The organism is Pseudomonadota bacterium, from assembly GCA_039818985.1.
GTDB lineage: Bacteria > Pseudomonadota > Alphaproteobacteria > Sphingomonadales > Sphingomonadaceae > Alterisphingorhabdus.
On the sequence record JBCBSU010000001.1, the window covers coordinates 1,705,764 to 1,731,147 of the forward strand.

Genomic DNA, 25,384 nt, shown 5'->3' on the forward strand with positions numbered 1-25,384 from the left:
GCGGTTTTAGACCCGCATCGGCATCAGCACATAAAGCGCCGGTGCCTTGTCATGCTCCTTGATCAGCGTGGGTGCGCTGGCATCGGCCAGATGCAGGTCAACGCTGTCGCCTTCGATCTGGCTGAGAATATCGGTGAGATATTTGGCATTGAAGCCGATCTCGACCGTCTCGCTGCCATAGGAAGCCGAGAGTTCTTCCGCTGCGGTGCCATTGTCCGGCGACGTCACCGACAGCGTCACCTTGTCGCTGTCCAGAGCCATCTTGACCGCGCGGGTCTTTTCCTGGGCGATAGTGGCAACACGATCTACGCTTTCGCGGAAGCTCTGCGGGTCAAGCTTGAGCAGCTTGTCATTCCCTGTCGGGATGACGCGGTTATAGTCCGGAAAGGTGCCGTCGATAAGCTTGGACGTCAGGATGGTCGATTTCAGCGTGAAGCGCACCTTGCTGGCGGACAGGTCAACCATCACATTGCTATCGCTATTCTCGTCGAGCAGCTTTTTCAGTTCTGCAACGCATTTGCGCGGAATGATGACATCGGGCATTTTCTCGGCGCCATCGGGACGCGTCAACGTGTAGCGCGCCAGTCTGTGGCCATCGGTAGCGGCAGCCTTGAGAACCGGCGCATCCTCATCGGCGACATGCAGGAAGATGCCATTGAGATAATAGCGGGTCTCTTCGGTCGAGATGGCAAAGCTGGTCTTGTCGATCAGCGCGATCAACTCGGCTGCAGGCAGCTCAAAGCTGGTCGGCAATTCGCCCTCGGCAATGATCGGGAAATCATCGCGCGGCAGTGTCGGCAGATTGAAGCGACTGCGCGAGGATTTGACCGCCAGCTTGCCATCGGCAGCGTCAAGCGAAATCTGGCTGCCATCGGGGAGTTTGCGGACAATCTCGAACAGTGTGTGCGCTGACACGGTGATCGCGCCAGGCGTTTCGACCTCGCTGGCCTGCGCCGTTTCCACCACCTGAAGGTCGAGATCGGTGGCCATGAAGCGGACGCTGCCATCGGCCGCCGCCTCGATCAGCACATTGGAGAGGATCGGGATCGTGTTGCGACGCTCCACCACCGATTGCACATGGCTGAGACTTTTCAGCAAGGTGCCGCGTTCCAGTGTCGCTTTCATCGCTTTTCTTCCCCCTTACGGGCGCATTGCCACAGTTGCATAATATCGTTCCGAAACTCCCTAGGAGAATCCGGCACATCATCCTTAACAGCATGACCGTATGGGGCAAGAGACTGGGGGCGTTGTGCACTGTTGATACAGCGTAATTTGTGGAAAAATAGCTGTTTGGACGATGATCGGCGCAATTTTGCCAATTCGGCATCAAGGGGTTAGAAGTTCCGGTCACTAAGGGGAGGATTATCATGGATATATTTGCGCCGAACTGGCTGGCAATCTTCGTGGCCGCGCTCAGCGGTTTTGTTGTCGGGGGCATCTGGTACGGGCCAATCATGGGCAAGCGCTGGATGGGCGCGGTGGGGCTTACGGAGGAAGAGATTCAAAGCGGCAACATGGGCAAGATTTACGGCACGGCCTTTCTGTTCAGCCTGCTGGCTTCGTTTGTTCTCGCGCATACCATAGCCAGCTATGAGCGCGACCTGGGCTTTGTCACCGTGGTTCTGCTCTCGCTGGGTATCGGGCTTGGTTTTGTCGTACCTGCCATCGGCACCAATTACCTGTTTTCACAGAAAAGCCGTGAACTGTTCTTTATCGATGCCGGATACTGGACTTTATTCTATCTGGCGATGGGGCTGGTTCACGCTGCCTTTGGTGCGGGCTGAGGCCGCGAAAGGCAACTCAAGCCTGTTTGGCTTCGACCTTGGCGCCATTGCCGGGCATGATTTCAACAATCATGTCGCCGGATTCGAGCTTGGCCGCCTGCGGTTCCCAGAAACCATAGGCCTGACCATCGCGATAAATGCGTACGCCAAGACCACCCGAGGTGATATCCGACAGCGACCGACCCAGTTCTTCATCGGCAACATCACGCTGACTCAGCTTGACCCGGCCATGCACCGAGGCCAGATCGCTGAGATAATCGGAGATATTGGCACCATCGCATGAACCCGCAAGCAACAGGCCGGCAAAGCTGACCGGATTGATCACTGTCGAGGCCCCGGCCTGACGCGCCAGCAACTCGTTATCAGCGGCGCGAACCGACACGCTGATCGGTACATGATGCGCCAAATGGCGCGCGGTCAGCACGATCAATATGCTGGTATCGTCGCGCCCGGCAGACACCACCATAGATTTCGCTCGCGATATCTTGACATCGAGCAGCGTCTTGTCGCGGGTCGCATCGCCGCACAGCACCGAACAGCCCATCTGCTCGGCAACCGTCAGTGCCTCCGCATCAGCGTCGACGACCACGATATCCTCGACCGATGTGCCGCGCGCAATCAGTTCCTCCACCGCCTCGCGCCCGCTTGTGCCGAAGCCTGCAACAATGATGTGGTCGTGCAAATTGGCCTGAATGATTCTCATACGCCAGACATCCCAAGTACGCTTGAAAACAAAGTTATACGCCGTGCCGACAAAAATCAGTACCACAAAAATCCGGATCGGCGTGACCAGCATGGCATCGAACAGCCGCGCCCTGTCGGTCACCGGCGCGATATCGCCATAGCCTGTGGTGGTGATCGAGATCATGGTAAAATAGATGACGTCGATAAAACTGACATCGCCGTCATAATCGTCGCGCAGGCCAGCGCGATCGAACCAGTGTACCGCTATCGCCGCCGCGATCAGACCGACAACAAATGCCACGCGCCAGGTAATCGCAAGCCAGACCGGCATACTCGACCGGCGCGACAGCGTTTCATAGGGCCGCAAGCGCATGGAATCAGCGCTCCGGCAGCCGTGTCAGCGGGTCCACCGGCTTGCGGTCGCGCCGTAGTTCGAAATGCAACTGCGGTCGGGTGGCAAGCCCGGTATCGCCGGCAAGGCCCAACACATCACCGGCTTTGACCTGTTGCCCGCGCTTCACCAATATGCGGCTGGCATTGCCATAGGCGGTGACCCAGCCAGAACCATGATCGATCAGGATAAGGTTGCCGAGCGTCGGCACATCATCGCCGGTATAGGCGACAACACCACCGGCTGCAGCACTGAACCGCGCGTCCTGCTGCATCGCCAGTTCGATACCGTCATTGACCTTGCCGCCGCCCTTATTGCCAAAACGCGAAAGGACGGCACCGCTGGCAGGCCATTGGAAACGGCCGTCAAAGCCGCTGGGGGCAACGATCGCCGCTGTCGATGCGCGCGCCGGAGCGGCATTCCCCGCAGACACCGCCACGCCCTCGCGCGCCGCCGGTTGGCCGCCGGTGACAATATCATCTATATCGAGAGAGAAAGCGGCAGCGCGCTGCTCCAAAGATATATTCTCCGGCGGGCTTGCCGGCTGCATCATTGCGCCATCGGGCAGTTTGAGCCGCTGGCCGATACGCAGGATAAACGGCTCTTCCAGATCATTGAGCACGACAATATCGGCCCAGCGGACATTATAGGCGCGGGCAATGGCGATGCCGGTCTCGCCGCTACTGACATTGTGGAACAGACCGGAGGGTATTGTCAGCCGCTGACCGGCATAGATGGTGAAAGGTGGTTCCAGGCCATTGATCGCGGCCAGCGCTTCCGAACCGGCACCGGTCTTGTTGCCGATGCCGCGCAACGTATCACCGGGTTGTACGATATAGCTGCCGCCGCTGACCGACACGGCATTGCGACTGACGGGTCGCGCCTCCCATAACGGGCGTGTATCGGCCACTGTGCCGACAGAGGGGTCACTCTCGAGCCGTGGCGCGGGTGTCGGAGCCGTTGTTGTGGGACGGCCATAGTCGCCCGCTGCCTGGGGGATACAGCCGCTGAGTATGAGAGCGGGACACAGCGCCAGCAGGCAGTTACGCAGCGAAGCCTGCTGCCATCGCGCTAACGCTATCCGTCGCAAAGCTTGTGCCCGGGCCATCGCGACTGTCTAACAAAATGTCGGCAATGTGCCACTGTTTTTACAAGCGAGCACAAGCATGTTTACATATCGCCCTGGTTACCCGTCGCAGCGGCGAGCCGCGATTCGAGCAATTCCAGCGATGCATAATGCGTCATGTCGAGATGCAGCGGCGTCACGCTGATGTGGTTTTCCGACACCGCTTCAAGGTCGCTGCTATGCTCCGGTGTCTTCTCTGTCGGGGCAAGACCGAACCAATGATAATCAAATCCGCGCGGGTCCTGATTGGTGATAATCCGCACCCGGCCATAATCATGGCGGCCCAGCGCCACCGAGCGGATCCCGGCGACATCACCGGCAGCACAGGCAGGAAAATTGACGTTGAGAAGTGTGCGTGCCGGCATCGCTGCATCGTCTGACAACAGCGCAATCAGGGGCTGCAATACCCTCACACCCCAATTTTCAGCGGTTTCGAACGAGACGCTGTTGCCCGCGCCCTCGCGTGAATAGCATTGGCTGAGCGCGATTGACGGAATGCCTGCCAGCGCGCCTTCTACAGCAGCAGAAACGGTACCCGAATAGGAAACATCCTCGGCCAGATTGCCGCCGCGATTGACACCCGAGAGGATGAGGTCGGGTGGGCTGTCCTTCATCAGCTTGGCCACCGCCATCAACACACTGTCAGTAGGCGTGCCATCGACCGAATAATGCCGGTCGCCATGGCGACGCACCCGCAACGGCCGCGACAGCGTCAGCGAATGGCCGGCACCCGAATTTTCCTCCGACGGAGCAACAATCCAGATATCGTCCGACAGCTGGCGGGCAATATTGAGCAGCACCGCCAGTCCCGGCGCGTGAACGCCATCGTCATTGGTGAGCAGGATACGCATGGCCAGGTCTTTCCTATTGCGGCGTCAGCCGGGTGATGCTGCCCATATAGGGTTGCAATGCGTCGGGAATGCGTACGCTGCCATCCTCTTCCTGATAATTTTCGACAATCGCTACCAATGTTCTGCCCACCGCAAGGCCCGAGCCGTTGAGCGTATGCACGAAATCCGTGCCCTTTTTCTCGGCTTCGATGCGGTAGCGGCTATTCATGCGACGAGCCTGATACTGACCGCATGTGGAAACGCTCGAAATCTCGCGATAGGCGCCCTGCCCCGGCAGCCAGACTTCCAGATCGATGGTCTTGCGCACCGTTGCACCAAGATCACCGGTACACAGCAAAAGGTTGCGATAGGGCAAATCCAATGCCTGCAATATGGATTCGGCAGAGGCCAGCATATGGGCAAATTCGGCTTCGTCCTGATCGGGTCGGGCGACGGTAATCATCTCGACCTTCTCGAACTGGTGTTGGCGAATCAGACCCTTGGTATCGCGCCCCGCTGCGCCGGCTTCGGAGCGAAAGCATGGCGTCAGGGCGGTAATCCTGATCGGTAGCTGCTCGGCATCGAGAATTTCTTCCCGTACCGAGTTCACCAGACTGGTCTCTGCCGTCGGGATCATCCAGCGATCATCGGTGGTGCGGAACAGGTCTTCGGCAAATTTGGGCAGCTGACCCGTGCCAAACAACGCATGATCACGCACCAGCAGCGGTGGGGCACATTCCGTATAGCCGTTTTCAAGTGTCTGCTTGTCGAGCATGAACTGCCCTATGGCCCGCTGCAGACGCGCCATCTGGCCGCGCAAAAAGGTGAACCGCGATCCCGACATTTTTGCGCCGGTTTCAAACTCCATCCCCAAGGCAGGACCAAGCTCGCTATGATCCTTCGGGGTGAAATCGAATACACGCTGCGTTCCCCAGGAGGATATCTCGACATTGTCCTCTTCACCGGCACCTTCCGGCGTATCGGGCGCAGGAAGATTGGGCAGAGCCGCCATCGCCCTGTGCAGTGCCATGGCAACTTCGCGCTGCTTCTCCTCGACCTGCGGCATGCTGGTCTTGATCTGTGCCACTTCAGCCTTGAGCGCCTCGGCGGTTTCCTTGTCGCCTTTGCCCATGGCCGCACCGATCGCCTTGCTGGCCTCGTTGCGCCGCGACTGCATCACCTGCAATTCGGTGGTAAGCCGCCGCTGCTCCTCATCGAGCTCCAATAGCGTGGAGGATTGCGGCTCCATACCGCGCAATGTCAGCGCGTTATCAAAGGCCGCAGGATTCTCTCTTATGGTGCGAATGTCATGCATGGCCAGCGCTATGCAACGAGGCTGTGCACGGTGCAAGGCCCTTGCTGCCGGTCCATAGGAAAAGGGCGGTGCCATGGCAGGCGCCGCCCATTCCCCCTCCGTAACAGGAATATTCTTAAAGGCTGTGAGACACCTCGACCGTGGGCGCTTGCTTTGCCGCCAGATAACGACGCCGCGCCACCAGGGCTGCGGCTGCGCCACCGAAGAGCAACAGCATCGGCGGTGCCGGAACCGGGGTGCCACCATTGGAACCGCCGCTGGTACCGCCTGAAGAACTGCTCGAGCTCGACGAGGAAGACGAGCTGCTCGACGATGAACTGGTCGAACCGGTCGAGCCGCTGGTGCCACCGCTGGAAGAGCTGCTCGAGCTCGAAGACGAGGACGAACTGCTCGACGAGGAGGATGTCGCGCCAAAGCTCGATGAACCACCGGTTGCGCCCGAGGAGGTCGCGCCCGAGGAGGTGCTTGACGAGCTCGACGAGGAAGACGAACTGCTCGACGAGGACGAGCCGCCGCCAGTCGAAGTGTCACCGCCAGTCGAACCACCACCTGAGGATGAGCTGGAAGACGATGAACTCGACGAAGACGAGCTCGACGAGGATGAACTGCTGCCGCCGGACGAAGTGCCGCCACCTGTTGACGTGTCACCGCCAGTCGAGGTGCCGCCACCAGTCGAACCACCACCTGAGGATGAGCTGGAAGACGATGAGCTCGACGAAGACGAACTCGACGAGGATGAACTGCTGCCACCAGTCGAGGTTGAGGTCGAGACGCCGCCAGTCGAGGTAGAGGTGGAGGTGGAGACCCCACCGGTCGAGGTCGAGGTGGAGACACCACCGGTCGAGGTCGAGGTTGAAACACCACCGGTCGAGGTCGAGACGCCGCCGGTGGAAGTCGATGTCGAGACGCCGCCCGTTGAGGTTGAGACACCACCGGTCGAGGTCGAGACGCCGCCCGTAGATGTCGATGTCGATACGCCACCGGTTGAGGTCGAGACACCGCCCGTAGATGTCGATACACCGCCGGTCGAAGTGGAAACACCGCCGGTGCTGGTACTGACATTGCCCGAGCTGGTGTTGTCATTGTCGATGTCGATGTCGATATTGATGTCGCCGTCGCCGCCGGTGGAGCCGCCGCCACCGCCACCGCCGCCGCCACCGCCGCCTCCTCCGCCACCGCCGAAGAAGCCGCCGAAGAAGCCGCCGCCGAAACCGCCAAAGCCGCCGCCGAAACCGCCAATACCACCGCCGATGACCACCGGAATATTACCGCCAGTGCTGCCGACAGGGGGCTGGGGTGGCAAAGGTGGCGGGGGCAGAATCGGAGGGGGCAGCGGAATGGGTGCAGTCTGTGTCGCCACGGTCACCACAGTCGGTGCGGCACAGGATTTTTCCGTCCTGACAACACGGCGCACTCGCCGCTTCACCCGCTTGAGTGGTCCCTTGCGATAAACCCGGGCACGCGAAGCCTTGCGCGGCGTAGCGCGTTCGACGCTCTTCGCGCCGGCAAGCTGCAGCGTCTGGGTCTGCGCTGTGGCAGGCGTGTCCGCGACATGCACCGCGCCGCCGCCAATAATTGCACCACCACAGGTGCAGGCGCATAGTTTTGCCAGGGCCATCTTTACAGACATAATCTCTGCTCTCTCGTTAACGGACCGCGGATAATCATATTACCCGAAAAAGGATAATGACCGCAAATCTTGCATTTCCGATACAATCACAAAGGCAGAAAACGGGCGTCATCACAATCCCGTTAACCTTGCTACCGTTACTAATATGACAAATTTCGCGGATTTTTGTGGCAAATCCTGCGCCTTGTCCCGTTATGAGACTGGTCAGCGGCAAAGGTTAAAACATCTTCCGCCAGGCCTCCGCACCAGGGCATAATGATACCGCTCGGAACATTGTAGCCTGGCAGGATACAGTCCAAGGAGAGCATTCCCGCGCCAATCAGTTCCGGCAATCATAGTTTCGAAAGTGGTCATACACTTTATTCGATAGAATGCATAAATCACCGATGGATGGGGCTTGTCGTTGGCCCGGACCATGGTTATAGGCCGCGCAAACAAGCCTTAACGGGAGCATCTGATGGTCACCACCACAAGCATGGACGACATAGATGTCCTGGCAAAAGCACGACGTTCTCTCAGCCAGGATTACACCCCCGACCAAAGCGAAGAATATATGGGCCCACCGCAGCTCGAATATTTTCGTGATCTGTTAAACGCATGGAAGAAAACGATTATCGAGGCAGCAGAAGGCACTTTGCAGCAGCTGCAAAGCGGTCCTATCCGCGAATCGGACCTCAATGATCGTGCCTCCAGCGAGACCGATTGGGGCATTGAGTTGCGCACCCGTGATCGCCAGCGCAAACTGATCTCCAAGATTGATGCCGCGCTGCGCCGCATCGATGCGGGCGAATATGGCTATTGCGAAGTCACCGGCGAGCCTATCGGCCTTGGCCGGCTGATCGCGCGGCCGATCGCCACCATGACAGTCGATGCCCAGGAAGCACATGAGCGGCGCGAGAAAATTTCCCGCGACAGCTAAACGCTAACGCCTCGAAGTACGTCACGCAATCGCGGCGCGGCCACTGGTCCGCGCTGTACTATCTGCTTTCGTCGCTGCACATTCCTGCAGCCGTGCTGACGAAATCTTCACCCTTGTCTGGCATAGGCCAAGCAAACGCCGCTGCAACATGTCGCGGCGCGGATACAGGCTATGAACAAATTTACCTTCTCCATTAACGAAGCATCGACACTTTAAGGCTATTTACAACGCATAGGATGCTCGAAAGGGTGGACAGGACAGAGACTATGGGTTTTTGGGATAATTTTTCGGATGGCGGAAAGGGTGCCTCGGGCGATGATCGTGACAATCGCACCGAACACCGTGACTCACTCTTCCTGCTGGCGAAAATCCATTTTTCAAAATCTGCCAAGGTCGTTGACGTGCGTGTCCGGAACCTGTCGGCTGGCGGCATGATGGCGGAGAGCAATATCTATTGCGAACGCGGTGATCGCGTCGTCGTCAAAATCGCCAATCTCGAAGATATTGACGGTCGCGTGTCATGGCATGCCAGCGGTCGTTTCGGTGTTGCCTTTGATCAGCCAATTGATCCGCAAGAGGCACGCAGCAAAAAAGGCGGCGATAACAAATACAGCCCCAGCAACATGCATCGCGGCGGCAGACTCGCCAAGCAACCGCCAGGACGTGTACGCCGCATCTGAACCCGTTCTGGCAATAACCTGTTCCAAGTATTCGTCTAAAGATCCTTCAGCAAGTCATTGTCATGCCCCATTGCCGGTGGCGTCGCCCCTGCCCGTGCCGGACTGGCGTGAAAATCAACCGGATGGCGCATTGACCGATAGGTACCGAGTATCGGGTCTTGGCGTGCCTCGAAAAAATCCACCGCCTGCAGATGCGGATCGTGCAGCACATCCTCCATGCTGTTATAGCGCATCGCCGGTATCTGTTCTTCCGCCAATATCTTTACCCATTCATCGGTGGTCTTGGTCGCCGCCACTTCCTCGATAATCGCATAGAGCGCGCCGGTATTCTGCGTCCGCGCCTCATAAGTCGAAAAACGCGGATCATCGAATACACCCGGGCGACCGCCAATTTCGAAGAATCGTTCCCACTGGGCATCGATATAGGGAACAATGGCGATATAGCCGTCACGGGTGGGATAGGGTCGTCGTCTCGGATTGACCGAGCGGGTATAGGCAAGCTTGCCATTACCGCTCTCGAAAGTCGCACCATAGAGATTCTCCACCATGTTGAAGAAGGTGAAGCTCTCGAACATGGGCACGGAGACAAATTGCCCCTCACCGGTGCGCTCGCGATGGTATAGCGCCGCCAGTGTCGCATAGGTAGCGAACAGCCCAACCGTCTTGTCGGCGATCAGCGAGGGTGCATAAGCAGGATCGCCGCCCGACCGCTCAGCCTCCAGCGCGGCAAAGCCCGAAGCCGCCTGCACCAGATCATCATAGGCCTGGCGCTTGGAATAGGGGCCGCCAGAGCCATAGCCGGCGCAATGGGTATAGATGATATCCGGTTTGATCGCGCGAACGCCGTCATAATCCAGACCCAGCCGCTGCATCCCGGCAAGGCGCACATTGTGAAAGAAGACATCCGCACCTTCAAGCAGCGCGGTAAGCTTGGCCTTGCCTTCGTCGCTTCCAGCATCGATGGTCACCGCTTTCTTGCCACGATTCAGCGCCATGAAGATCGGCCCCCGCTTGCCGTCAGGCGAATAACCGGCATAGCGCATCATATCGCCCGGCACCTTGCCGCGATCAAATTCGACCTTGATAACCTCGGCGCCCATATCGGCCATGATCATGGTGGCAAAAGGCCCCATCACCACCGACGACATATCGATGATCCGTACCCCGGCCAACGGACCGCCTCCTTCCCGCTTTGCAGCGTCATCACCTGTGGCGGTGTTACCCATGATATTCATATTTCGGTTCCATCATTCTCTGTAATCCGGGAGTGCGAAGCAGACTAATCGCCAGGCAGTCGCAGACAAGCGATTTGTTGTGGTTAACACCTCTGGATTTCCCTGCTGTCATCGTGTAACAAAATGTCTCGTGAGAGGCTGATGCAGTTCATTTCTGCATAGATAATAAAAACAAGCGCATTTCTGTTTCATGCAGTGCCTGCAGCTGTGGGTGCAAAGGGTCCTGTATCGTAGAGGCGTATGATGTTTTATCTATTTGAACCCAATGAGCGCAAACAGCGTGACATGACCGAGATCCAGGGACTGCAATCACGTTTCGGTGATGACTTTATCGACGAACTGGCGACGCGCGCGGCAGATGACAGCCTGTCATTGCGCGACCGCAAACACTGGCGGCGCCTGTATCGCAAGGCCAGGGCAATGGGCTGAGCGCCATGGCGTAAACAGCGATGCGGCTCAGCTTTTCGGCTGATAGGTCTGTGCTTCAGTCGGGAAACTGCGGTCGCTGACTTCGGCGGCATAGGCCTTCACCGTTTCCTCTACCGTTTCCGCAAGATTGCCATAGCGCTTGACGAAACGCGGCGTTCGCTCGAACAGGCCAAGCATGTCTTCGGTCACCAGCACCTGCCCGTCGCATTGCGCCGATGCGCCGATGCCAATGGTCGGCACGCCCACCGCCCCGGTTGCGGCAATGGCAATCGGCTCGACTACCCCTTCGATAACGATGGCAAAGGCACCGGCCTGATCCAGTGCTTTGGCATCTCCGGCAATTTTTTCTGCTTCCGCATCGGAGCGGCCCCGCGCAGCATAGCCGCCCAGTGCATTCACCGCCTGCGGCGTCAGCCCGACATGGCCGACCACCGGAATGCCCCGCGCGCTGAGAAAGGCGACGGTTTCCGCCATCGCCTCACCACCTTCCAGCTTGACCGCTGCGGCCCCGGTCTCCTTCATAATGCGTGAAGCACTGGCAAAGGCCTGCTCCGGCGATGCCTCATAGCTGCCAAAGGGCATGTCGATGACCACGACGCTGTGATAGCTGCCGCGCACTACCGCCGCACCATGTGCGCACATCATGTCCAGCGTCACCGGCACCGTCGATGGCAGGCCATAAATCACCTGACCCAGCGAATCACCGACGAGCAGCATGTCGCAATGCGGGTCGAGTATCTGTGCCATGCGTGCGGTATAGGCAGTCAACATGACGATCGGCTTCTCGGTCACGCCGCCTTGCTTGCGCCGCCGGATCGCCGGCACGGTCAGCCGCTTCATCGGCTGTGGTGTCGGGTTGGCGCGGCTGGTCGAGGTGTCGAGGGTATAGGTTGTGGACATGAAACGGTCTTTCCCAAAAGCGGCAATATGTATCTTGACGCTCTATGCGTTCAATCGACGATAATGGCAATTGGGCGGGACTCTGTTCGAAGCCTATTGCACCAAAATCATAACTGGTGCAGCTTTTCTGGGCAGCTCACGACTCGCCCTGAACATCAAAGCAATGGAATTCTCCATGTCTGAGGTCTCACGACCTGCGGCATCCAGCGTGTCTGCGATCAAGCCGCGATCCATAATAACGGTTCTTGCCCTTATCATCTTCATCGACATGATGGGGATAGGACTTATCATCCCTGTGATGCCCGAATTGCTGGTCTCACTCACCGGCCTCTCCGTCGCGCAATCGGCAGAGATTGGCGGCCAGCTCCTCTTTGCCTATGCACTGATGCAGTTTCTCTTTGCACCGGTGATCGGCGGTCTGAGTGACCGTTTCGGGCGCCGCCCGGTGCTGCTGATCACATTGACCCTGCTGGGCCTCGACTATGCCATCATGGCCTGGGCACCGACACTGGCATGGCTGTTCCTGGGTCGTATTCTCTCTGGCATCATGGGCGCCAGCTGGGCCGCGGCCAATAGCTGCATCGCCGACATTATCGACCGCAAGGAGCGCGGAAAATATTTCGGCATATTGGGTGGTGCAGGCGCACTGGGTTTTGTTGTCGGTCCGGCCATTGGTGGCATTGTCGGTGAATATGGCACCCGGCTTCCCTTCATCGTTGCCGCGATATTGGCGCTCGCCGGTGCTGTTGCGGGCACCTTCATGCTGCACGAGACATTGACGCCAGAGCGCCGCCGCCATTTCTCGGCCAGCCGTGCCAACCCCTTTGGCAGCATCATGCAGATGAGCCGTACACCGCTTGTGCTCGGCTTTCTGAGCGTCATTTTCCTGCTGCAGCTGGCTGCACAGGCACAACTGTCGATATGGTCCTATTACACCATCGAGAAATTTGCCTGGAGCAAGCTTGATATAGGTCTGAGTGTTGCCCTGTTTGGTATCTTGCTGGCCATTGTGCAAGGAGCGCTGACCGGCCGGGCAATCGCACGCTTCGGCGAAAAGAGGCTGCCCATAATCAGCATGATGATCAGCGTCCCGGCCTATCTGATCTTCGCGTTTGCCTATGATGGCTGGATGATGATTGCCGGGGTCATCGTCGGCGCAGTCAGCGGCTTTGCCTTCCCGGCCATGCAGCAGATGATGACCGATCGCATCGACGATGATGCACAAGGAGAATTGCAGGGTGCGATTGCCAGCACAATCAGCCTCACCTCGATCATCGGTCCGGTGATGATGACAAGCGCATTCGCGGCCTATGCCGATAGCAACGGTCTGTATTTTCCGGGCGCGCCCTTCATCCTGTCGACGCTGCTCGGCATCGGTGCGATCAGCATCTATCTGGCGACCGTCAGACGCTATTACAGCCCCAAACCCTAATCGTCCTGACCATTGCGTGCGGCCACTGCTTCGGTGACATTGTCACTGAACAGGCCGTCTATCCCGGTATCCAGATAGGCGCGAATCTCACCAGATACATCACCAATGGCACCCGGTTTGTCGCCCTGTTTATACTCTTGTGGCAGGAAGAAATTTTCACGTCTGATTGTCCAGATATGGATCTTCATGCCAGCGGCATGCACTGCTTCGACCAGTCCGGTCGGCTGGCCCAAAGCGCCCTGGTCATCGCGCGGAATGACCCAACTCTTGGCCGGGCCGATAGCATCGGCATATTCGGCAATCGCCGCCAGCCCTTTGGGCGTCATCATTTGGCTATAGGGCATGTCAGGACGGTCAGGAGGAAATGTGCCTTCGCCTGAAATCAGCTGCACCAGCGGCAAGTCGGTCATGCGGCTGAGCTTCTGCAAATTGCCGACCTCGAAGCTCTGGATGAATATCGGCGCGTCTGCCCCGCGATAGCCGGCACGATGCAATTGCTGCACCAGCTTTTCTTCGAATGGCAGACCGATAGAAGCGAAATGGCTGGGATGCTTTGTCTCGGGATAAATACCGATAGTGCGCCCGGTCTCTGCCTCCTTGGCTCGCACCAGCGCGATGATCTCGGCCAGGGTCGGGATCTGGTAAAGCCCGTTGAACCGGCTATTGGCCAGGCGCAGTAGCTCCAGCCGTTCGCGGGTTCGCAGGGTGCGCAATTCAGCCAGGGTAAAGTCCTCGGTGAACCAGCCGGTGATCTGCTGACCGTCAATGGTCTTCGTGGTGCGCCGACCGGCAAATTCGGGATGATTGGCGACATCGGTGGTGTCGGAGATATCATTTTCGTGCCGCGCCACCAGCACGCCGTCACTGGTCAGCACCAGATCGGGTTCGATATAGTCCGCGCCCTGATCGATCGCCCGCTCATAGCTCGCCAGCGTATGCTCGGGTCGTTCACCGCTGGAACCGCGATGCGCAATGATGATGACATTGTCGGCCTTGGGCATGGCGATGCTCTCCCTTGCGCTGGCGGAAAGACCAGGGCCGCCGTGAAACAGTACCAATGCCAGTAACAGGACGGACAGGGAAAAGCGTTTCATGACCATAGTCCGCCTGCTGGATATTTGCGACTCTGAGGAGCAACTATTCTATGCCGCTAATATGCCGGGGAACAGCCCAAAAAACAGGATCGCGGCAATAACCAGCGGGCATAGCCAGGCGATCAGGAAACGCCACAGCGCCTGAGCGATACCGCTCAGGCCATTTTGTGAATTGATGGTGTGTTTATCGGCGATCCAGCCGACGAACAGCGCCACCAACAGTGCCGATACCGGCAGCATGATCTTGCCGGTCACGGTATCGAGAAGACCGAACAATGTCTGCCCTTCAAATATGCCAAAGGACAGTGGCTGGAAATCGGTCAGATCATTGAACGAGAAGCTGGCCACCGCACCGATGGCAAAGGCGATCAACCCAAGCACTACCGCAGTCATGCTGCGGCTGACATTGAACTGACGCGAGGCCCAGCTTACCGACGCTTCGAGCAGAGCTACAGAGCTGGTCAGCGCAGCGAAAAATACCATGATGAAGAACAGCAGCCCGATTATCGAACCACCGGGCATGGTCTGGAACGACACCGGCAAGGTACCGAACATCAGCCCCAGCCCTTGCGGCACCGGCTGTTCTCCGGCCAGGACCTGTGCCAGCAATTCGGGTGTCATCGCGGCAAAGACAATCGGGAAAATTGCCAGCCCGGCGATAATCGCCACCGAGGTATCGGCAGCGCCGATCATGCCCGATGTCCTGGCAAGATCGGTTTCGGGCGTCGCATAGGCACCATAGGTGATCATCAGCGCCGAGCCCAGCGACAAGGAGAACAGCGCCTGCCCCAGCGCCGAGAGCATGACATTGGGGTCAAGCAGCCGCGCTGGCTCAAAAGCGAAGAGAAAGTTCAGTGTCTCGCTAAAGGCTCCGGTGAAGATGCTGTAGATGGTGATCGCCAGAAACAGGACGAAGAAGGTGGGCATCAGCCAGATCGCCACCTTTTCGATGCCGCCCGAAACGCCTCGCGCCACCACGAAAATGGTGATCGCCATGAACAGGGCGTGCATCGCGATCATCATCTGAGCATTTCCGTGCAGCACATCGAGCATGCCACCAACCACAGCGATATCCTGACCGGCAAATGCGCCCTGCGCCACAGTGCCGCCCGTCACAGCGCCGGCGGCATCCTGTAGAAATACACCGGTGAAATAGACGACCCAGCCGCCAATGACCGAATAATAGGTGAGGATGAGATAGGCACCGAGCATGCCGACAAAAGCGGCCAGCGACCACCATGGCGATTTGCCCGATTCCCGCGCCAGCTTCTTGACGCTCTCCACTGCAGAGGATTTGCCGTGACGACCGATCAGTGTCTCCGCCAGCAGCACCGGCAAGCCAATCATCACAACGCAGAAGATATAGAAAATAACAAAGGCGCCACCGCCATTGCTGCCCGCCTCGGCAGGAAAGCGCACCAGATTGCCCAGACCGACAGCAGAGCCGACAGCCGCCATCACAAAGGCAAAGCGCGATGACCAGTTTTCCGTTTGTGCAACGCCAGCTGCGCCCGCCATGCGCCTCTCCCCATATCTCTGACGAATTTTTGCTGCTTAAAGCCGAAATCGCGGCGCAGGCCAAGCGGCTTTATGACATTTTTGTTTAGTGCCGATGATCCCGGCGCCGGCTCGCTGGTTAACCGCTGACCTCAACCCCGCGCCAGAATGCAACCCGGTCGCGTATCTCTACGGCTGCATCTTTGGGTTCCGGATAATACCAGGCGGCATCGGGATTCTCGGTGCCGTCGACTACCAGCGTATAATAGGATGCAGTGCCCTTCCACGGGCAGACACTGGTAGTGGTGCTGTTCTTGAGATAGGCATCATTCACCGCCGAACGCGGGAAATAGGCGTTGTTTTCGATCGTCACGATATCATCGCTTTCGGCAATCACCACGCCATTCCATAATGCTTTCGCCATTTGTCTCTCCTGTCGCTGCTTATTTACCGCCGGGAGGCCGGGCATCGATATTCATCGCCAGCGATATCCGTTCGCGCTGACCATGATAGGGCCGTACCCAGTGACGCAGCCAGGCCGGAAACAATATCATGTCGCCGCTATTCGGCCGCAGCCGCAATTCACCCTGTTGCGGTTGGCCATCGCTACCGAGCACGCGCAGGCTGTTCATCCGCATATGGGTCATCGGGAAACGCGGATCTTCGAGAACCAGTTCACCGCCAATATCGTCGCCGGCATTACCCTGATCAACGTAGAAAACAGCGGCCCATAATTCTCCGGGATGAACATGCGCTGTGTTGAGGCCACCGGCAGGCAGCACATTGGCCCACATGTAGATTTTCCAGTCCAGGGCAGCCGGATCGCCCTGGTCCAGCCCGGTGATCCGCTTCGCCAGCGCGAGCGCCTTGTCGGCAACGAAGTTCGCTGCCTCGCCCCCCCAGTCGAGCATCCTGGTATCGGAATGCCAGCCGCCGACATTGGAGCGGGGCATATTCTCACCACCGGCCCGGCGCTCAGCGATGCTGGCCTTGAGCGCCGTGCACAGCGCATCGCAATCCTTGAAGCTGGAATAGATAATCGACGTTTCAAATGCTCCGGCATGTTCTGCCCTGATGCGAATGTCGTCGAAGCCGCTCACAGCAGAGCTGCCTCATAATCGGTGCTCTTGAAGCCAACCATGACGCCGCCATCCCAAGCCAGCACCGGGCGCTTGATCATCGACGGGTTCTCAACCATCAGCGCCAGGGCAATATTCTCATTGATATTTTCCTTCGCGACATCCGGCAGGTTCTTGAACGTCGTGCCACGACGGTTGAGCAATGGCTCCCAGTCACCCAGTTCCAGCGCCCAGTCAGTCAGCATGTCGGTTGTGACACCGGATTTCTTGTAATCGTGAAACACATAGTTGACGTCATTGCGCTCAAGCCATTTGCGCGCCTTTTTGATCGTATCGCAATTGGCGATGCCATAAAGTGTCGGTGTCATATGCGAATCCCTGTCTATCCTGTTCGGCTGTGCTGATTTGGCGCACCGCATAGCAGAGGAAAAGGCTGGTGACAGGCGTTTTTCGCATTGCACCCGCAACACACGCAAAATGTTCCCATTGTCGGGCCTCAGTCGGTCATGGCACCGTCATCGTCATAGTGAATATGTACCGCCTTGGCGGCATTCACGGCCAGTATACGGGCAGCCCGGGTATCACCCGAATCCGCCAGCCGCGCCAGCGCGACGCCCATGCGGCGCGAGGGCCGTGTCACCGGTTTGCCGAAGAGCCGGATATCGACATGTGCATCCGGCGCATCGTCCGGTAATGACAGTGCCTGTTCCAGCCCGGTGAAATGGAAATCCTCGGCATCGCGATCCGCCAATATCACTGCGCTGGCAGCCGCTCCCTTAACCACGATGGGTGGGATTGGCAGGCCGAGAATGGCGCGCCCATGCAGGTCGAATTCGTTGAGGCTCTGCGACACCAGGGTCACCATGCCAGTGTCATGCGGTCGCGGTGACAGCTCGGAGAAGATCACTCTGTCACCTTTCACGAAGAACTCGACGCCGAACAGGCCCCATCCCGCGCCTTCACCCGCCAGCGCACCGACAATCTTCGCCGCCATAGCCTGCGCCTGTTCGAGTGCGGCGGGCGACATAGCGGCGGGCTGCCAGCTTTCGCGATAATCGCCGCGCTCCTGGCGATGGCCAATAGGTGGGCAGAAATGCACCCTGTCTCGCGCCGATATGGTGAGCAGGGTAATCTCATAGTCGAAATCAATGAACTGCTCGGCAATCACCCGCACCCGGTCACCACGCATCCCCTGCGCGGCATAGTCCCAGGCGGCATCGATACCGGTGAGGTCGCGCACCGTACTCTGGCCCTTGCCCGAGGAGGACATAACCGGCTTTACCACCAGAGGTGCACCGATCTCTGCCGCGATGGCGCGTAACTCCTCACGACTCTCGGCATAGGCATAGCGCGATGTCACCAGCCCCAGTTCACGCGCCGCCAGATCGCGAATGGCATCGCGGTTCATGGTCAGCTGCGCCGCGCGCGCCGAGGGGACGACGTTGAAGCCATCGGCTTCGACTTCGGCCAGTATCTCGGTGCGGATCGCCTCGATCTCGGGCACGATGAAATCGGGCCGGTGCTTTTCGATGGTCGCGCGCAGTCGATCACCATCAAGCATCGAGAACACCTCATGCGCATCGGCCACCTGCATCGCCGGCGCGGCGGCATAGCTGTCACAGGCAATGACATGGCACCCCAGTCGCTTGGCCGAGATGACGAATTCACGGCCCAGTTCACCCGAACCGAGGAGCAGGATTCTGGCAGTCGGAGTCATTTTGCGCGCCTCAGATATCGACGGCGATTTTGCCGAAATGCGTGCCCGATTCCTGATGACGAAAGGCATCGGCCAGATCTGCCAGCGGGAAGTGTTTGTCGATCACCGGGCGGATGCCATTGGCATCGATCGCGGCGATCATGTCGAGCTGGTGCTGGCGCGACCCTACGGTGAGCCCCTGCAGGCGAATGTTCTTGGCCATCAGAAGCGCCGTCTGCACTGGCCCGGCAAAGCCGGTAAGCACGCCGATAAGCGCGATATGCCCGCCAATGCGGGTCGCCATAATCGACTGGTCGAGCGTTCCCGGCCCACCAATCTCGACGACGCAATCGACACCGCTACCCGCAGTGAGCTCGATCACCTTCGCGCCCCAGGCCTCGGTGTCGCGATAGTTGATGAGATGGTCGGCGCCCAGTTCGCCGAGCCGCTCCAGCTTGGCATCGGACGAGGAGGTGGCGATCACCTCGGCCCCCGCCATCTTGGCGAATTGCAGCGCGAAAACCGAGACTCCGCCCGATCCCTGCACAAGCACCTTGTCGCCCGGCTTGATGGCATTGTCGACAAACAATGCCCGCCAGGCGGTCAAGCCGGCACAGGTCAGCGTCGCCGCTTCAGCTGCGCTATACCCCGCCGGGACATGGGTAAAGGCGGTGGTCGGGGCGGTCACCAGTTCGCAAGCATAGCCGTCAATGCCGTCACCCGGCACGCGCTGAAAGCCATTGGTCGGCGGTATGCCGTCGAGCCAGTCAGGGAAGAAGGTGGAGACAACGGCCTCGCCCACGGCATAGTCGGTCACGCCTTCGCCAATGGCGGTAACTTCACCGGCGCCATCAGACATCGGGATGCGCTTGTCGGCTGTCGGCAACATGCCTTTGACAACGGCATAGTCATGGTAATTCAGACTGCTGGCGCGCAACCTGACGGTGATTTCTCCCAGTCCCGGAGGCGCTGGTTCAGGCAGGTCGGCCAGCCTGAGATTATCGAGCGAGGCCGGGGCATGCAGTCGCATGGCTTTCATAAGGGGCTGTCCTTTCCGGAAACGTTTTGATTTCACCAGAAAGGATAGGAGATTGCGGTCGGCAAGTCATCCGCAATAGCATTCGGATATTCGGCAAACTCAGCCTGTCTGCGCAGCCAACCGTTTATCCAGCACCGCTTTCAGATCGGGGTGCATGGTGAAATATTGCCGGCCATCGGCTTCCAGCTGCGGATGATGCGGCGGCAATTCACCGGTATCGGCAATCTGCTTCACCGTCTCGCCCAGGAAATCGAGCTGGGCCCGGTCCATTTTGGCACGCAGTGCAGCAATGGAATCACAATCAGAAACACCGACATTGCGGGTCGCGATAATATCGCCGGTATCGATCCCCGGATCGAGCAGATGCACGGTACACCCTACCTCCCGCCCTTCGAGCACACTCCATTCGGCAACATTCATACCGCGATAGCGCGGTAACAGCCCCATATGCGCGTTGATCGTACCGAGCCGCGGTATCGCCAGCAGCGGAGCGCGCAATATCCCTGCGCCGGCATGGACAAACAGATCGGGTTCAAGCGCGCGCAACGCATCAAGGCTCTCCACTGACACCAGGTCGGCAACATTGGTGGTGGCAATCGCCTCGCACGCGGCATAGTCGCCGGCGGGCGGCAGATCGGGATAGGGGTCGGGTGCCCCGCCCTGCCCTCGGTTTGCCGGTGTCTTCGGTGCCAGCACGGGTATCCCCTGATCGGCCAGCCGCTTCTCGATCCGGCGGCGCAATTTCGGCGGGCGCCAGCCCTCGAAGACGAATCCGGTCGGAGTAACCCCATGCCGTTTCAAAGCCTCGGCAACGGTGCTGCCGCGCTTGGCGCGATCATGGCTAAGCAGGAATATCCGCATAACCCACTCAGTCGCTTTCCAGAGCGGTCAGCACCCGCTCCTTGTGCAGCAGCGCATCGATAAAGAATTTCGCCGCCCAATTGGGCACCGCATGGAAAATATAGCCGCCCCAGACCGGGAAGGATCCGGCAATCCCGCCCTGCAGGCCGGGGTTGGGATTGTCCATCGGCTGCGCCTGCTTGACCAGATCGATGGCGCGGCAGGCGGCGTTGACGAAGCGCAAGTCGCCGCGTTCATCATAGAGCCGCAGCCAGATCAGCGCCATTTGCGCGTTGCCGGTGAGGCACTGCGCGCGCTCGTCGATGCGCCAGCGGCTGTTGAACCGGCCGGGCAGGAATTTGAGCACTTCCATACGCTCCATGATCCGTTCCGCCGCATGCTGCGCCGCATCGATGGCGTCCTCGCGCCCGAGCAGCAGGCCGTTCAGCAATACCCCCCAGATTGTATAGGCAATGGTGTGGGTCACGGCGGTGCCCCTGTCATGATCGGCACCGTAAAAGCCCGAGCGCGCGAAAAAGCCGGTCTCTACATCCTGCAGCGCCAACACCCAGTCGAGATGCTTTTCTGCCGCTTTTCGCGCCGCCTTGTCATCGAACATCACGCCATATTCGGCGAGCCAACAGGAAAGATGCGCCGCATAGGCCGAGGGCTGGTTGAGATAGAAATGCTGGCGAAACGCACCATCATCATCCTGCACCGAAACCAGCCAGGCGGCAGCGCGATCCGCCGCCTGTCGCGCATCGACATCCTGCTTTTCAGCGGCCCAGATATTCAAGCCGTTCAATATCTGGGCGGTATTGAACGGAGACGGTTTGTCGGTATTTTCCGCCACCTCGCCACCGGGAAAGGCACCATTTTCCAGTTGTAGCCGCAGCAGGAAATCCAGCGCCCGTGTGCCGCGCGCTTCCCATTCCGGCTCGTCCAGCCTCTCGGCCAGTGCAAGGCAGGTGGGAACCAAATAACCGGTGGTCTCCGGGTAAGAAGAGGTCCAGCCCTTATCCAGTTTGTAACGCCCCGAAAAGCCGCCATCATCCTGACTGTCCTGTGCCGCTTTCAGCCAGCCCGCCGCCGCGCGCAAATGGTCCTCATCGTGATAGCCCAGCGCCGCGTTGCGGCCATGATCGGCAATCTGTGCCAGATAGAATTGGCGATGCCCTGGCTGCGTCAGCCGTGCATGCAGCATATTGCCGATGGCGCGCCGGGCATCGCGGGCAAGGCTGGTGACATTGCTCATCGGCTCTGCGCGGCTCCTGCCCTTATCAAAGTCATGGCTGATCTTCATAGGCCATGCCATGCACGAACGGGGTAAAAATTGGTTAAACCATAGGGGGAAAAACGAAATTACGGCTTTATGTCGAAATGATGGACATCCTCGCGATGCCCGAGTTTAGTGTAGAGCGTGACCGGCGCCGTATCGTCCCAATCGGCCTGGACAAACACCGTCCATGCGCCGCATTGCCGGGCAATTGTGCGGGTTTGCTCGATTAGGGCACTGGCAACGCCCCTGCAGCGATGCGCTTCCAGCACTGCGAGATCGTAAATATAGATTTCCGAGCGCGCCTGCTCGAATTTCTCCAGCTCATAGGCGGTCAGCGCGCCGATCACCTCCTCGCCTTCCATTGCCGCCAATATGATGACATGCGGCTTGCCGAGCAGGCGGTGGACATAGACGTCATCGGGCGGGGAACCGCCATATTCCTCCGGCATTTCGAAGACATTGGCGAACAGTTGGTTGACCGCACGAAACAAAGGCAGATCTTCCGGGGTCAGGCGGCGAATATTCATGGGTTCGCTGTACGGCACAGCGGCCGTGCCGGGCAAGACGGACAGGCCATATGGCTGGGGCGGCAAAATTGCTGGCCGACGCGCTTGACCAGAAGATGGTGCTCGTCAACATCCGCCGGGCCCCATTCCTGCGGCAATATCGGCATCAGCTGGTCATAGGCACGGCGGCTGTCGGCCTTGGGCGGCACCAGCCCCATACGCTGGATGACGCGGCGGTGATTGGTGTCGATCACCAACGCGCTGCGGTTGAAGCTGCTGGCGTTCATCACCCCGGCACTCACCTTGCGCGCCACGCCGGGCAGCGTCTCCAGCCAGGCCATCGCCGCATCGGTCGGCAGATTGTGCAGATGATTGAGCGTCACCCTCCCGCGCTCGGCGATAATCGCCTGCAGGCACGCCTTGAGCCGCTCGGCCATTAGCGACGGATAAGTCGCGGTGGAGAGCAGCTCGGTCAGCTCTTCAAGATCAAGCGACGCCACCGCCTCCCAAGAGCCATAGCGTTCCAGCATGGTATCGGTCGAAACATTGGAATATTGCGTCTTGGTCCGCGCGCCTATGACGCCCTGCACCAATGTCCATACCGGATCACGCCGCTTGTCCGGCGGACGCACCACCCGGCCAAAATGCGCGATCAGCAGGTCGTGCAGTTCCTCAATTTGCGCCGTGCGCGGATCGGGGCCGAGATCGAGTTGCATCAGATGGTTTTGACTGGATATCTTTGAATATGGTGATCGGCAGTGATGACAGTCATATCTTCAGCCAGTGCATGCGCGATCAGCATCCGGTCAATAGGGTCGCGATGGATCATCGGCATAGTATCGATAGCCTGCCAGCTATTTGCCGGCAGGTTTACAATCTCCAAGCCCAGAATCTCTCGCAAATCAGATAGCGTTTCTTCAATCGGCAAGCGGCCACTGCTTTGCAAATGCGTATATTCATACGCAATGACTGCGTTCACAAACAACCGATTGTCCGGGTTGATAATGGCATCTATTTGCTCTTGCTGCAGCCGCTTGTCGCGTGCGACCAGCCACACCAAAATATGCGTATCAAGCAGCAACAAAATGGTCAGCCAAATTTGCGCTTCACGCGCTCTTCATATTCCTCATCGGTCATAGAAGGCGGAATATCGAAAGCCTCATCAGGCAAATGCGCATATTTATCGGCAAGAGATCCTATGGCCGAAAGCCGCTTTGCAGCAATCGCTTCGCGTTCTATTGCGCTTGCATCCGCGTCGGGCACGATACGCGCCACCGGACGCCCGGCTTTATTCAGGACAACCTCTTCCCCACGCAGCGCCGCTGCAATCAATTCCGATAGGCGCGTTTTGGCTTCGCCGATATTTACGTGGATGGTCATAATATTATTACATATAACATGGCCAAGCTGCTTGGCCAAGTGGTTACTCCCACTCAATCGTCCCCGGCGGCTTGCTGGTATAGTCATAGACCACCCGGTTAATCCCCTTCACCTCATTGACGATCCGCGTTGCGACGCGGGTGAGGAAGGCAGCGTCAAAGGGGTAGACATCAGCGGTCATACCGTCGGTGCTGGTTACGGCGCGCAGGCCGCAGACGCTGTCATAGGTGCGGCCATCGCCCATCACGCCGACGGTCTTGACCGGGAGCAACACGGCAAATGCCTGCCAGATCGCATCATATAATCCGGCATTGCGGATTTCCTCGAGATAGATCGCATCGGCCTTGCGCAATATCTCGCAGCGTTCGCGCGTCACTTCGCCGGGGATACGGATGGCGAGGCCCGGCCCCGGGAAAGGATGGCGACCGACAAACACATCGGGCAAGCCCAGTTCGCGGCCCAGGTCGCGCACCTCGTCCTTGAACAGTTCGCGCAGCGGTTCGACCAGCGCCATATTCATCCGCTCGGGCAGGCCGCCGACATTGTGATGGCTCTTGATGGTGACGCTCGGCCCGCCGGTGAACGACACGCTCTCGATGACATCCGGGTAAAGCGTCCCCTGCGCCAGAAACGCCGCGCCGCCGATCTTCTTCGCCTCATCCTCGAACACATCGATAAAGGTCTTGCCGATGAATTTGCGCTTCTTTTCCGGGTCGGTCTCACCTTTCAGGCCACCGAGGAACAACGTCTCCGCCTCGACATGTACCAACGGGATATTATAGCTGCCACGGAACAGGCTAACGACCTGATCCGCCTCGCCCATCCGCATCAGGCCATGATCAACAAAGACACAGGTGAGCTGGTCACCAATCGCCTCATGAATCAGCACCGCCGCCACCGCGCTGTCGACGCCACCGGACAGACCACAAATCACCTTGCCGTCACCCACCTGTTCGCGAATCTCGGCGATCTTGGTCTTTTTGAACTCGGCCATGGTCCAGTCGCCGGCACAGCCACAGACATGGCGCACAAAATTGGCGATCAGCCGCGCGCCATCCGGGGTGTGCACCACTTCCGGGTGGAATTGCATGCCATAATAGCGCTTGTCCTCATTGGCGATCACCGCATAGGGCGCACCCTGCGACGTGGCGACAACCGAAAAGCCGGGAGCCAGCGCCGTCACCTTGTCGCCATGGCTCATCCACACCTGATGCTTTTCCCCCGGCTTCCACAGGCCGGAAAACAGGTCACAATCGGCATCGACATCGAGGAAAGCACGGCCAAACTCACCGGTCTCGCCGCCCTCGACACTGCCGCCCAGCTTTTGGGTCAGCACCTGCTGGCCATAGCAGATACCGAACAGCGGCACGCCGCTCTCCAGAACCGTATCGGGAATATCCGGCGCATCCGCATCGGTGACCGAGGCCGGGCCTCCCGACAGAATCACACCCTTTGGCTGCAACCGCTCAAACGCCTCGGCAGCGCTGTTGAACGGGGCGATCTCGCTATAGACCCCCGCCTCGCGCACACGCCGCGCAATCAGCTGGGTCACCTGACTGCCAAAATCGATGATAAGGATGGATTCGCCGGGAGATATGGTCATGGCGCCAGCGATAGTT

Annotated in this window: 27 protein-coding genes; 6 read left to right on the top strand and 21 right to left on the bottom strand. The window is 58.9% G+C overall.

Features of this window, described 5'->3' with window-relative positions; genetic code table 11:
* Positions 1–6: 6 nt before the first annotated feature.
* Complete coding sequence (dnaN, locus tag AAFX04_08195) at positions 7–1,125, bottom strand: DNA polymerase III subunit beta (GenBank protein MEO1045401.1); 1,119 nt, start codon at positions 1,123–1,125, stop codon at positions 7–9.
* A gap of 242 nt (positions 1,126–1,367) precedes the next feature.
* Here dnaN and AAFX04_08200 point away from each other — a divergent pair, with 242 nt between their 5' ends.
* Positions 1,368–1,784 (top strand): DUF1761 domain-containing protein, encoded by a 417-nt coding sequence (locus AAFX04_08200; GenBank protein MEO1045402.1) that lies wholly within the window; start codon positions 1,368–1,370, stop codon positions 1,782–1,784.
* A 16-nt stretch (positions 1,785–1,800) separates the two neighbouring features.
* Here the strand turns inward: AAFX04_08200 and AAFX04_08205 are convergent, their stop codons facing one another.
* The 4 genes from AAFX04_08205 to serS form a co-directional block, all read right to left on the bottom strand.
* Entirely contained in the window at positions 1,801–2,799 is a 999-nt protein-coding gene (locus tag AAFX04_08205; protein ID MEO1045403.1) for a potassium channel family protein, read from the bottom strand.
* Positions 2,800–2,845: 46 nt separating this feature from the next.
* A complete protein-coding gene (locus AAFX04_08210; GenBank protein ID MEO1045404.1) occupies positions 2,846–3,967 on the bottom strand; it encodes a LysM peptidoglycan-binding domain-containing M23 family metallopeptidase in 1,122 nt (373 codons plus the stop codon).
* Positions 3,968–4,029: 62 nt separating this feature from the next.
* Positions 4,030–4,836, bottom strand: coding sequence for a 5'/3'-nucleotidase SurE (gene surE / locus AAFX04_08215; GenBank protein ID MEO1045405.1), 807 nt, complete (start codon positions 4,834–4,836; stop codon positions 4,030–4,032).
* Positions 4,837–4,849: 13 nt separating this feature from the next.
* Complete coding sequence (serS, locus tag AAFX04_08220) at positions 4,850–6,130, bottom strand: serine--tRNA ligase (protein ID MEO1045406.1); 1,281 nt, start codon at positions 6,128–6,130, stop codon at positions 4,850–4,852.
* Positions 6,131–6,366: 236 nt separating this feature from the next.
* Between serS and AAFX04_08225 the strand changes: the two genes are divergently transcribed.
* The 3 genes from AAFX04_08225 to AAFX04_08235 all read left to right on the top strand — a co-directional run bounded on the left by AAFX04_08225 (position 6,367) and on the right by AAFX04_08235 (position 9,359).
* A complete protein-coding gene (locus AAFX04_08225) occupies positions 6,367–7,581 on the top strand; it encodes a hypothetical protein (GenBank protein MEO1045407.1) in 1,215 nt (404 codons plus the stop codon).
* Positions 7,582–8,217: 636 nt separating this feature from the next.
* A complete protein-coding gene (gene dksA, locus AAFX04_08230) occupies positions 8,218–8,679 on the top strand; it encodes an RNA polymerase-binding protein DksA (protein ID MEO1045408.1) in 462 nt (153 codons plus the stop codon).
* Positions 8,680–8,945: 266 nt separating this feature from the next.
* Positions 8,946–9,359: a PilZ domain-containing protein gene (locus AAFX04_08235; protein MEO1045409.1), complete on the top strand. Its 414-nt coding sequence runs from the start codon at positions 8,946–8,948 to the stop codon at positions 9,357–9,359.
* 35 nt (positions 9,360–9,394) lie between these two features.
* On the opposite strand, the gene AAFX04_08240 is transcribed toward AAFX04_08235, so the two are convergent.
* On the bottom strand, positions 9,395–10,594 hold the full coding sequence (locus AAFX04_08240; GenBank protein MEO1045410.1) for a CoA transferase: 1,200 nt from the start codon (positions 10,592–10,594) through the stop codon (positions 9,395–9,397).
* Between the two features lie 240 nt (positions 10,595–10,834).
* Between AAFX04_08240 and AAFX04_08245 the strand changes: the two genes are divergently transcribed.
* On the top strand, positions 10,835–11,023 hold the full coding sequence (locus AAFX04_08245) for a hypothetical protein (GenBank protein MEO1045411.1): 189 nt from the start codon (positions 10,835–10,837) through the stop codon (positions 11,021–11,023).
* 27 nt (positions 11,024–11,050) lie between these two features.
* On the opposite strand, the gene panB is transcribed toward AAFX04_08245, so the two are convergent.
* Positions 11,051–11,923, bottom strand: a complete 873-nt coding sequence (gene panB / locus AAFX04_08250; GenBank protein MEO1045412.1) for a 3-methyl-2-oxobutanoate hydroxymethyltransferase — start codon at positions 11,921–11,923, stop codon at positions 11,051–11,053.
* A 175-nt stretch (positions 11,924–12,098) separates the two neighbouring features.
* Here panB and AAFX04_08255 point away from each other — a divergent pair, with 175 nt between their 5' ends.
* Positions 12,099–13,355, top strand: coding sequence for a TCR/Tet family MFS transporter (locus AAFX04_08255; GenBank protein MEO1045413.1), 1,257 nt, complete (start codon positions 12,099–12,101; stop codon positions 13,353–13,355).
* On the opposite strand, the gene AAFX04_08260 is transcribed toward AAFX04_08255, so the two are convergent.
* From AAFX04_08260 to guaA, 14 genes are all read right to left on the bottom strand, one after another.
* A complete protein-coding gene (locus AAFX04_08260) occupies positions 13,352–14,356 on the bottom strand; it encodes a glycerophosphodiester phosphodiesterase (GenBank protein MEO1045414.1) in 1,005 nt (334 codons plus the stop codon). The two genes, AAFX04_08255 and AAFX04_08260, sit on opposite strands and share 4 nt — an antisense overlap.
* 141 nt (positions 14,357–14,497) lie before the next feature.
* Positions 14,498–15,967 (bottom strand): sodium-dependent transporter, encoded by a 1,470-nt coding sequence (locus tag AAFX04_08265; GenBank protein MEO1045415.1) that lies wholly within the window; start codon positions 15,965–15,967, stop codon positions 14,498–14,500.
* 118 nt (positions 15,968–16,085) lie between these two features.
* Complete coding sequence (locus tag AAFX04_08270) at positions 16,086–16,370, bottom strand: DUF427 domain-containing protein (GenBank protein MEO1045416.1); 285 nt, start codon at positions 16,368–16,370, stop codon at positions 16,086–16,088.
* Positions 16,371–16,389: 19 nt separating this feature from the next.
* Positions 16,390–17,046 (bottom strand): TIGR02466 family protein, encoded by a 657-nt coding sequence (locus AAFX04_08275; GenBank protein ID MEO1045417.1) that lies wholly within the window; start codon positions 17,044–17,046, stop codon positions 16,390–16,392.
* On the bottom strand, positions 17,043–17,393 hold the full coding sequence (locus AAFX04_08280; protein ID MEO1045418.1) for an ArsC family reductase: 351 nt from the start codon (positions 17,391–17,393) through the stop codon (positions 17,043–17,045). The genes AAFX04_08275 and AAFX04_08280 overlap by 4 nt, the downstream gene beginning before the upstream one ends.
* A 128-nt stretch (positions 17,394–17,521) precedes the next feature.
* Positions 17,522–18,742 carry a formate-dependent phosphoribosylglycinamide formyltransferase gene (purT, locus tag AAFX04_08285; GenBank protein MEO1045419.1) on the bottom strand — a complete coding sequence of 407 codons (1,221 nt, stop codon included), beginning with the start codon at positions 18,740–18,742 and terminating at the stop codon, positions 17,522–17,524.
* 10 nt (positions 18,743–18,752) lie between these two features.
* On the bottom strand, positions 18,753–19,760 hold the full coding sequence (locus AAFX04_08290) for an NAD(P)-dependent alcohol dehydrogenase (GenBank protein ID MEO1045420.1): 1,008 nt from the start codon (positions 19,758–19,760) through the stop codon (positions 18,753–18,755).
* Between the two features lie 99 nt (positions 19,761–19,859).
* Positions 19,860–20,621 carry a formyltransferase family protein gene (locus AAFX04_08295; GenBank protein ID MEO1045421.1) on the bottom strand — a complete coding sequence of 254 codons (762 nt, stop codon included), beginning with the start codon at positions 20,619–20,621 and terminating at the stop codon, positions 19,860–19,862.
* Between the two features lie 7 nt (positions 20,622–20,628).
* On the bottom strand, positions 20,629–21,903 hold the full coding sequence (locus tag AAFX04_08300; GenBank protein MEO1045422.1) for a prenyltransferase/squalene oxidase repeat-containing protein: 1,275 nt from the start codon (positions 21,901–21,903) through the stop codon (positions 20,629–20,631).
* 59 nt (positions 21,904–21,962) lie between these two features.
* The gene (locus AAFX04_08305) at positions 21,963–22,406 is read right to left on the bottom strand and encodes an N-acetyltransferase (GenBank protein MEO1045423.1); all 444 of its coding nucleotides are present in this window, start codon (positions 22,404–22,406) and stop codon (positions 21,963–21,965) included.
* The gene (locus AAFX04_08310; GenBank protein MEO1045424.1) at positions 22,403–23,101 is read right to left on the bottom strand and encodes an endonuclease III; all 699 of its coding nucleotides are present in this window, start codon (positions 23,099–23,101) and stop codon (positions 22,403–22,405) included. The genes AAFX04_08305 and AAFX04_08310 overlap by 4 nt, the downstream gene beginning before the upstream one ends.
* A complete protein-coding gene (locus AAFX04_08315) occupies positions 23,101–23,466 on the bottom strand; it encodes a type II toxin-antitoxin system VapC family toxin (protein MEO1045425.1) in 366 nt (121 codons plus the stop codon). Before AAFX04_08315 ends, AAFX04_08310 begins: the two co-directional genes overlap by 1 nt.
* An 8-nt stretch (positions 23,467–23,474) precedes the next feature.
* Entirely contained in the window at positions 23,475–23,804 is a 330-nt protein-coding gene (locus AAFX04_08320) for a type II toxin-antitoxin system prevent-host-death family antitoxin (GenBank protein MEO1045426.1), read from the bottom strand.
* A gap of 4 nt (positions 23,805–23,808) precedes the next feature.
* Positions 23,809–25,368, bottom strand: a complete 1,560-nt coding sequence (gene guaA, locus AAFX04_08325; GenBank protein MEO1045427.1) for a glutamine-hydrolyzing GMP synthase — start codon at positions 25,366–25,368, stop codon at positions 23,809–23,811.
* Positions 25,369–25,384: the final 16 nt, after the last annotated feature.

Excerpts from the sequence above, each read along its gene's own strand:
- dnaN (MEO1045401.1), bottom strand. The coding sequence starts at position 1,125 with ATGAAAGCGACACTGGAACGCGGCACCTTGCTGAAAAGTCTCAGCCAT.
- AAFX04_08200 (MEO1045402.1), top strand. The coding sequence starts at position 1,368 with ATGGATATATTTGCGCCGAACTGGCTGGCAATCTTCGTGGCCGCGCTC.
- AAFX04_08205 (MEO1045403.1), bottom strand. The coding sequence starts at position 2,799 with ATGCCGGTCTGGCTTGCGATTACCTGGCGCGTGGCATTTGTTGTCGGT.
- AAFX04_08210 (MEO1045404.1), bottom strand. The coding sequence starts at position 3,967 with ATGGCCCGGGCACAAGCTTTGCGACGGATAGCGTTAGCGCGATGGCAG.
- surE (MEO1045405.1), bottom strand. The coding sequence starts at position 4,836 with ATGCGTATCCTGCTCACCAATGACGATGGCGTTCACGCGCCGGGACTG.
- serS (MEO1045406.1), bottom strand. The coding sequence starts at position 6,130 with ATGCATGACATTCGCACCATAAGAGAGAATCCTGCGGCCTTTGATAAC.
- dksA (MEO1045408.1), top strand. The coding sequence starts at position 8,218 with ATGGTCACCACCACAAGCATGGACGACATAGATGTCCTGGCAAAAGCA.
- AAFX04_08235 (MEO1045409.1), top strand. The coding sequence starts at position 8,946 with ATGGGTTTTTGGGATAATTTTTCGGATGGCGGAAAGGGTGCCTCGGGC.
- AAFX04_08240 (MEO1045410.1), bottom strand. The coding sequence starts at position 10,594 with ATGAATATCATGGGTAACACCGCCACAGGTGATGACGCTGCAAAGCGG.
- AAFX04_08245 (MEO1045411.1), top strand. The coding sequence starts at position 10,835 with ATGATGTTTTATCTATTTGAACCCAATGAGCGCAAACAGCGTGACATG.
- panB (MEO1045412.1), bottom strand. The coding sequence starts at position 11,923 with ATGTCCACAACCTATACCCTCGACACCTCGACCAGCCGCGCCAACCCG.
- AAFX04_08255 (MEO1045413.1), top strand. The coding sequence starts at position 12,099 with ATGTCTGAGGTCTCACGACCTGCGGCATCCAGCGTGTCTGCGATCAAG.
- AAFX04_08260 (MEO1045414.1), bottom strand. The coding sequence starts at position 14,356 with ATGCCCAAGGCCGACAATGTCATCATCATTGCGCATCGCGGTTCCAGC.
- AAFX04_08265 (MEO1045415.1), bottom strand. The coding sequence starts at position 15,967 with ATGGCGGGCGCAGCTGGCGTTGCACAAACGGAAAACTGGTCATCGCGC.
- AAFX04_08270 (MEO1045416.1), bottom strand. The coding sequence starts at position 16,370 with ATGGCGAAAGCATTATGGAATGGCGTGGTGATTGCCGAAAGCGATGAT.
- AAFX04_08280 (MEO1045418.1), bottom strand. The coding sequence starts at position 17,393 with ATGACACCGACACTTTATGGCATCGCCAATTGCGATACGATCAAAAAG.
- purT (MEO1045419.1), bottom strand. The coding sequence starts at position 18,742 with ATGACTCCGACTGCCAGAATCCTGCTCCTCGGTTCGGGTGAACTGGGC.
- AAFX04_08290 (MEO1045420.1), bottom strand. The coding sequence starts at position 19,760 with ATGAAAGCCATGCGACTGCATGCCCCGGCCTCGCTCGATAATCTCAGG.
- AAFX04_08295 (MEO1045421.1), bottom strand. The coding sequence starts at position 20,621 with ATGCGGATATTCCTGCTTAGCCATGATCGCGCCAAGCGCGGCAGCACC.
- AAFX04_08300 (MEO1045422.1), bottom strand. The coding sequence starts at position 21,903 with ATGAAGATCAGCCATGACTTTGATAAGGGCAGGAGCCGCGCAGAGCCG.
- AAFX04_08305 (MEO1045423.1), bottom strand. The coding sequence starts at position 22,406 with ATGAATATTCGCCGCCTGACCCCGGAAGATCTGCCTTTGTTTCGTGCG.
- AAFX04_08310 (MEO1045424.1), bottom strand. The coding sequence starts at position 23,101 with ATGCAACTCGATCTCGGCCCCGATCCGCGCACGGCGCAAATTGAGGAA.
- guaA (MEO1045427.1), bottom strand. The coding sequence starts at position 25,368 with ATGACCATATCTCCCGGCGAATCCATCCTTATCATCGATTTTGGCAGT.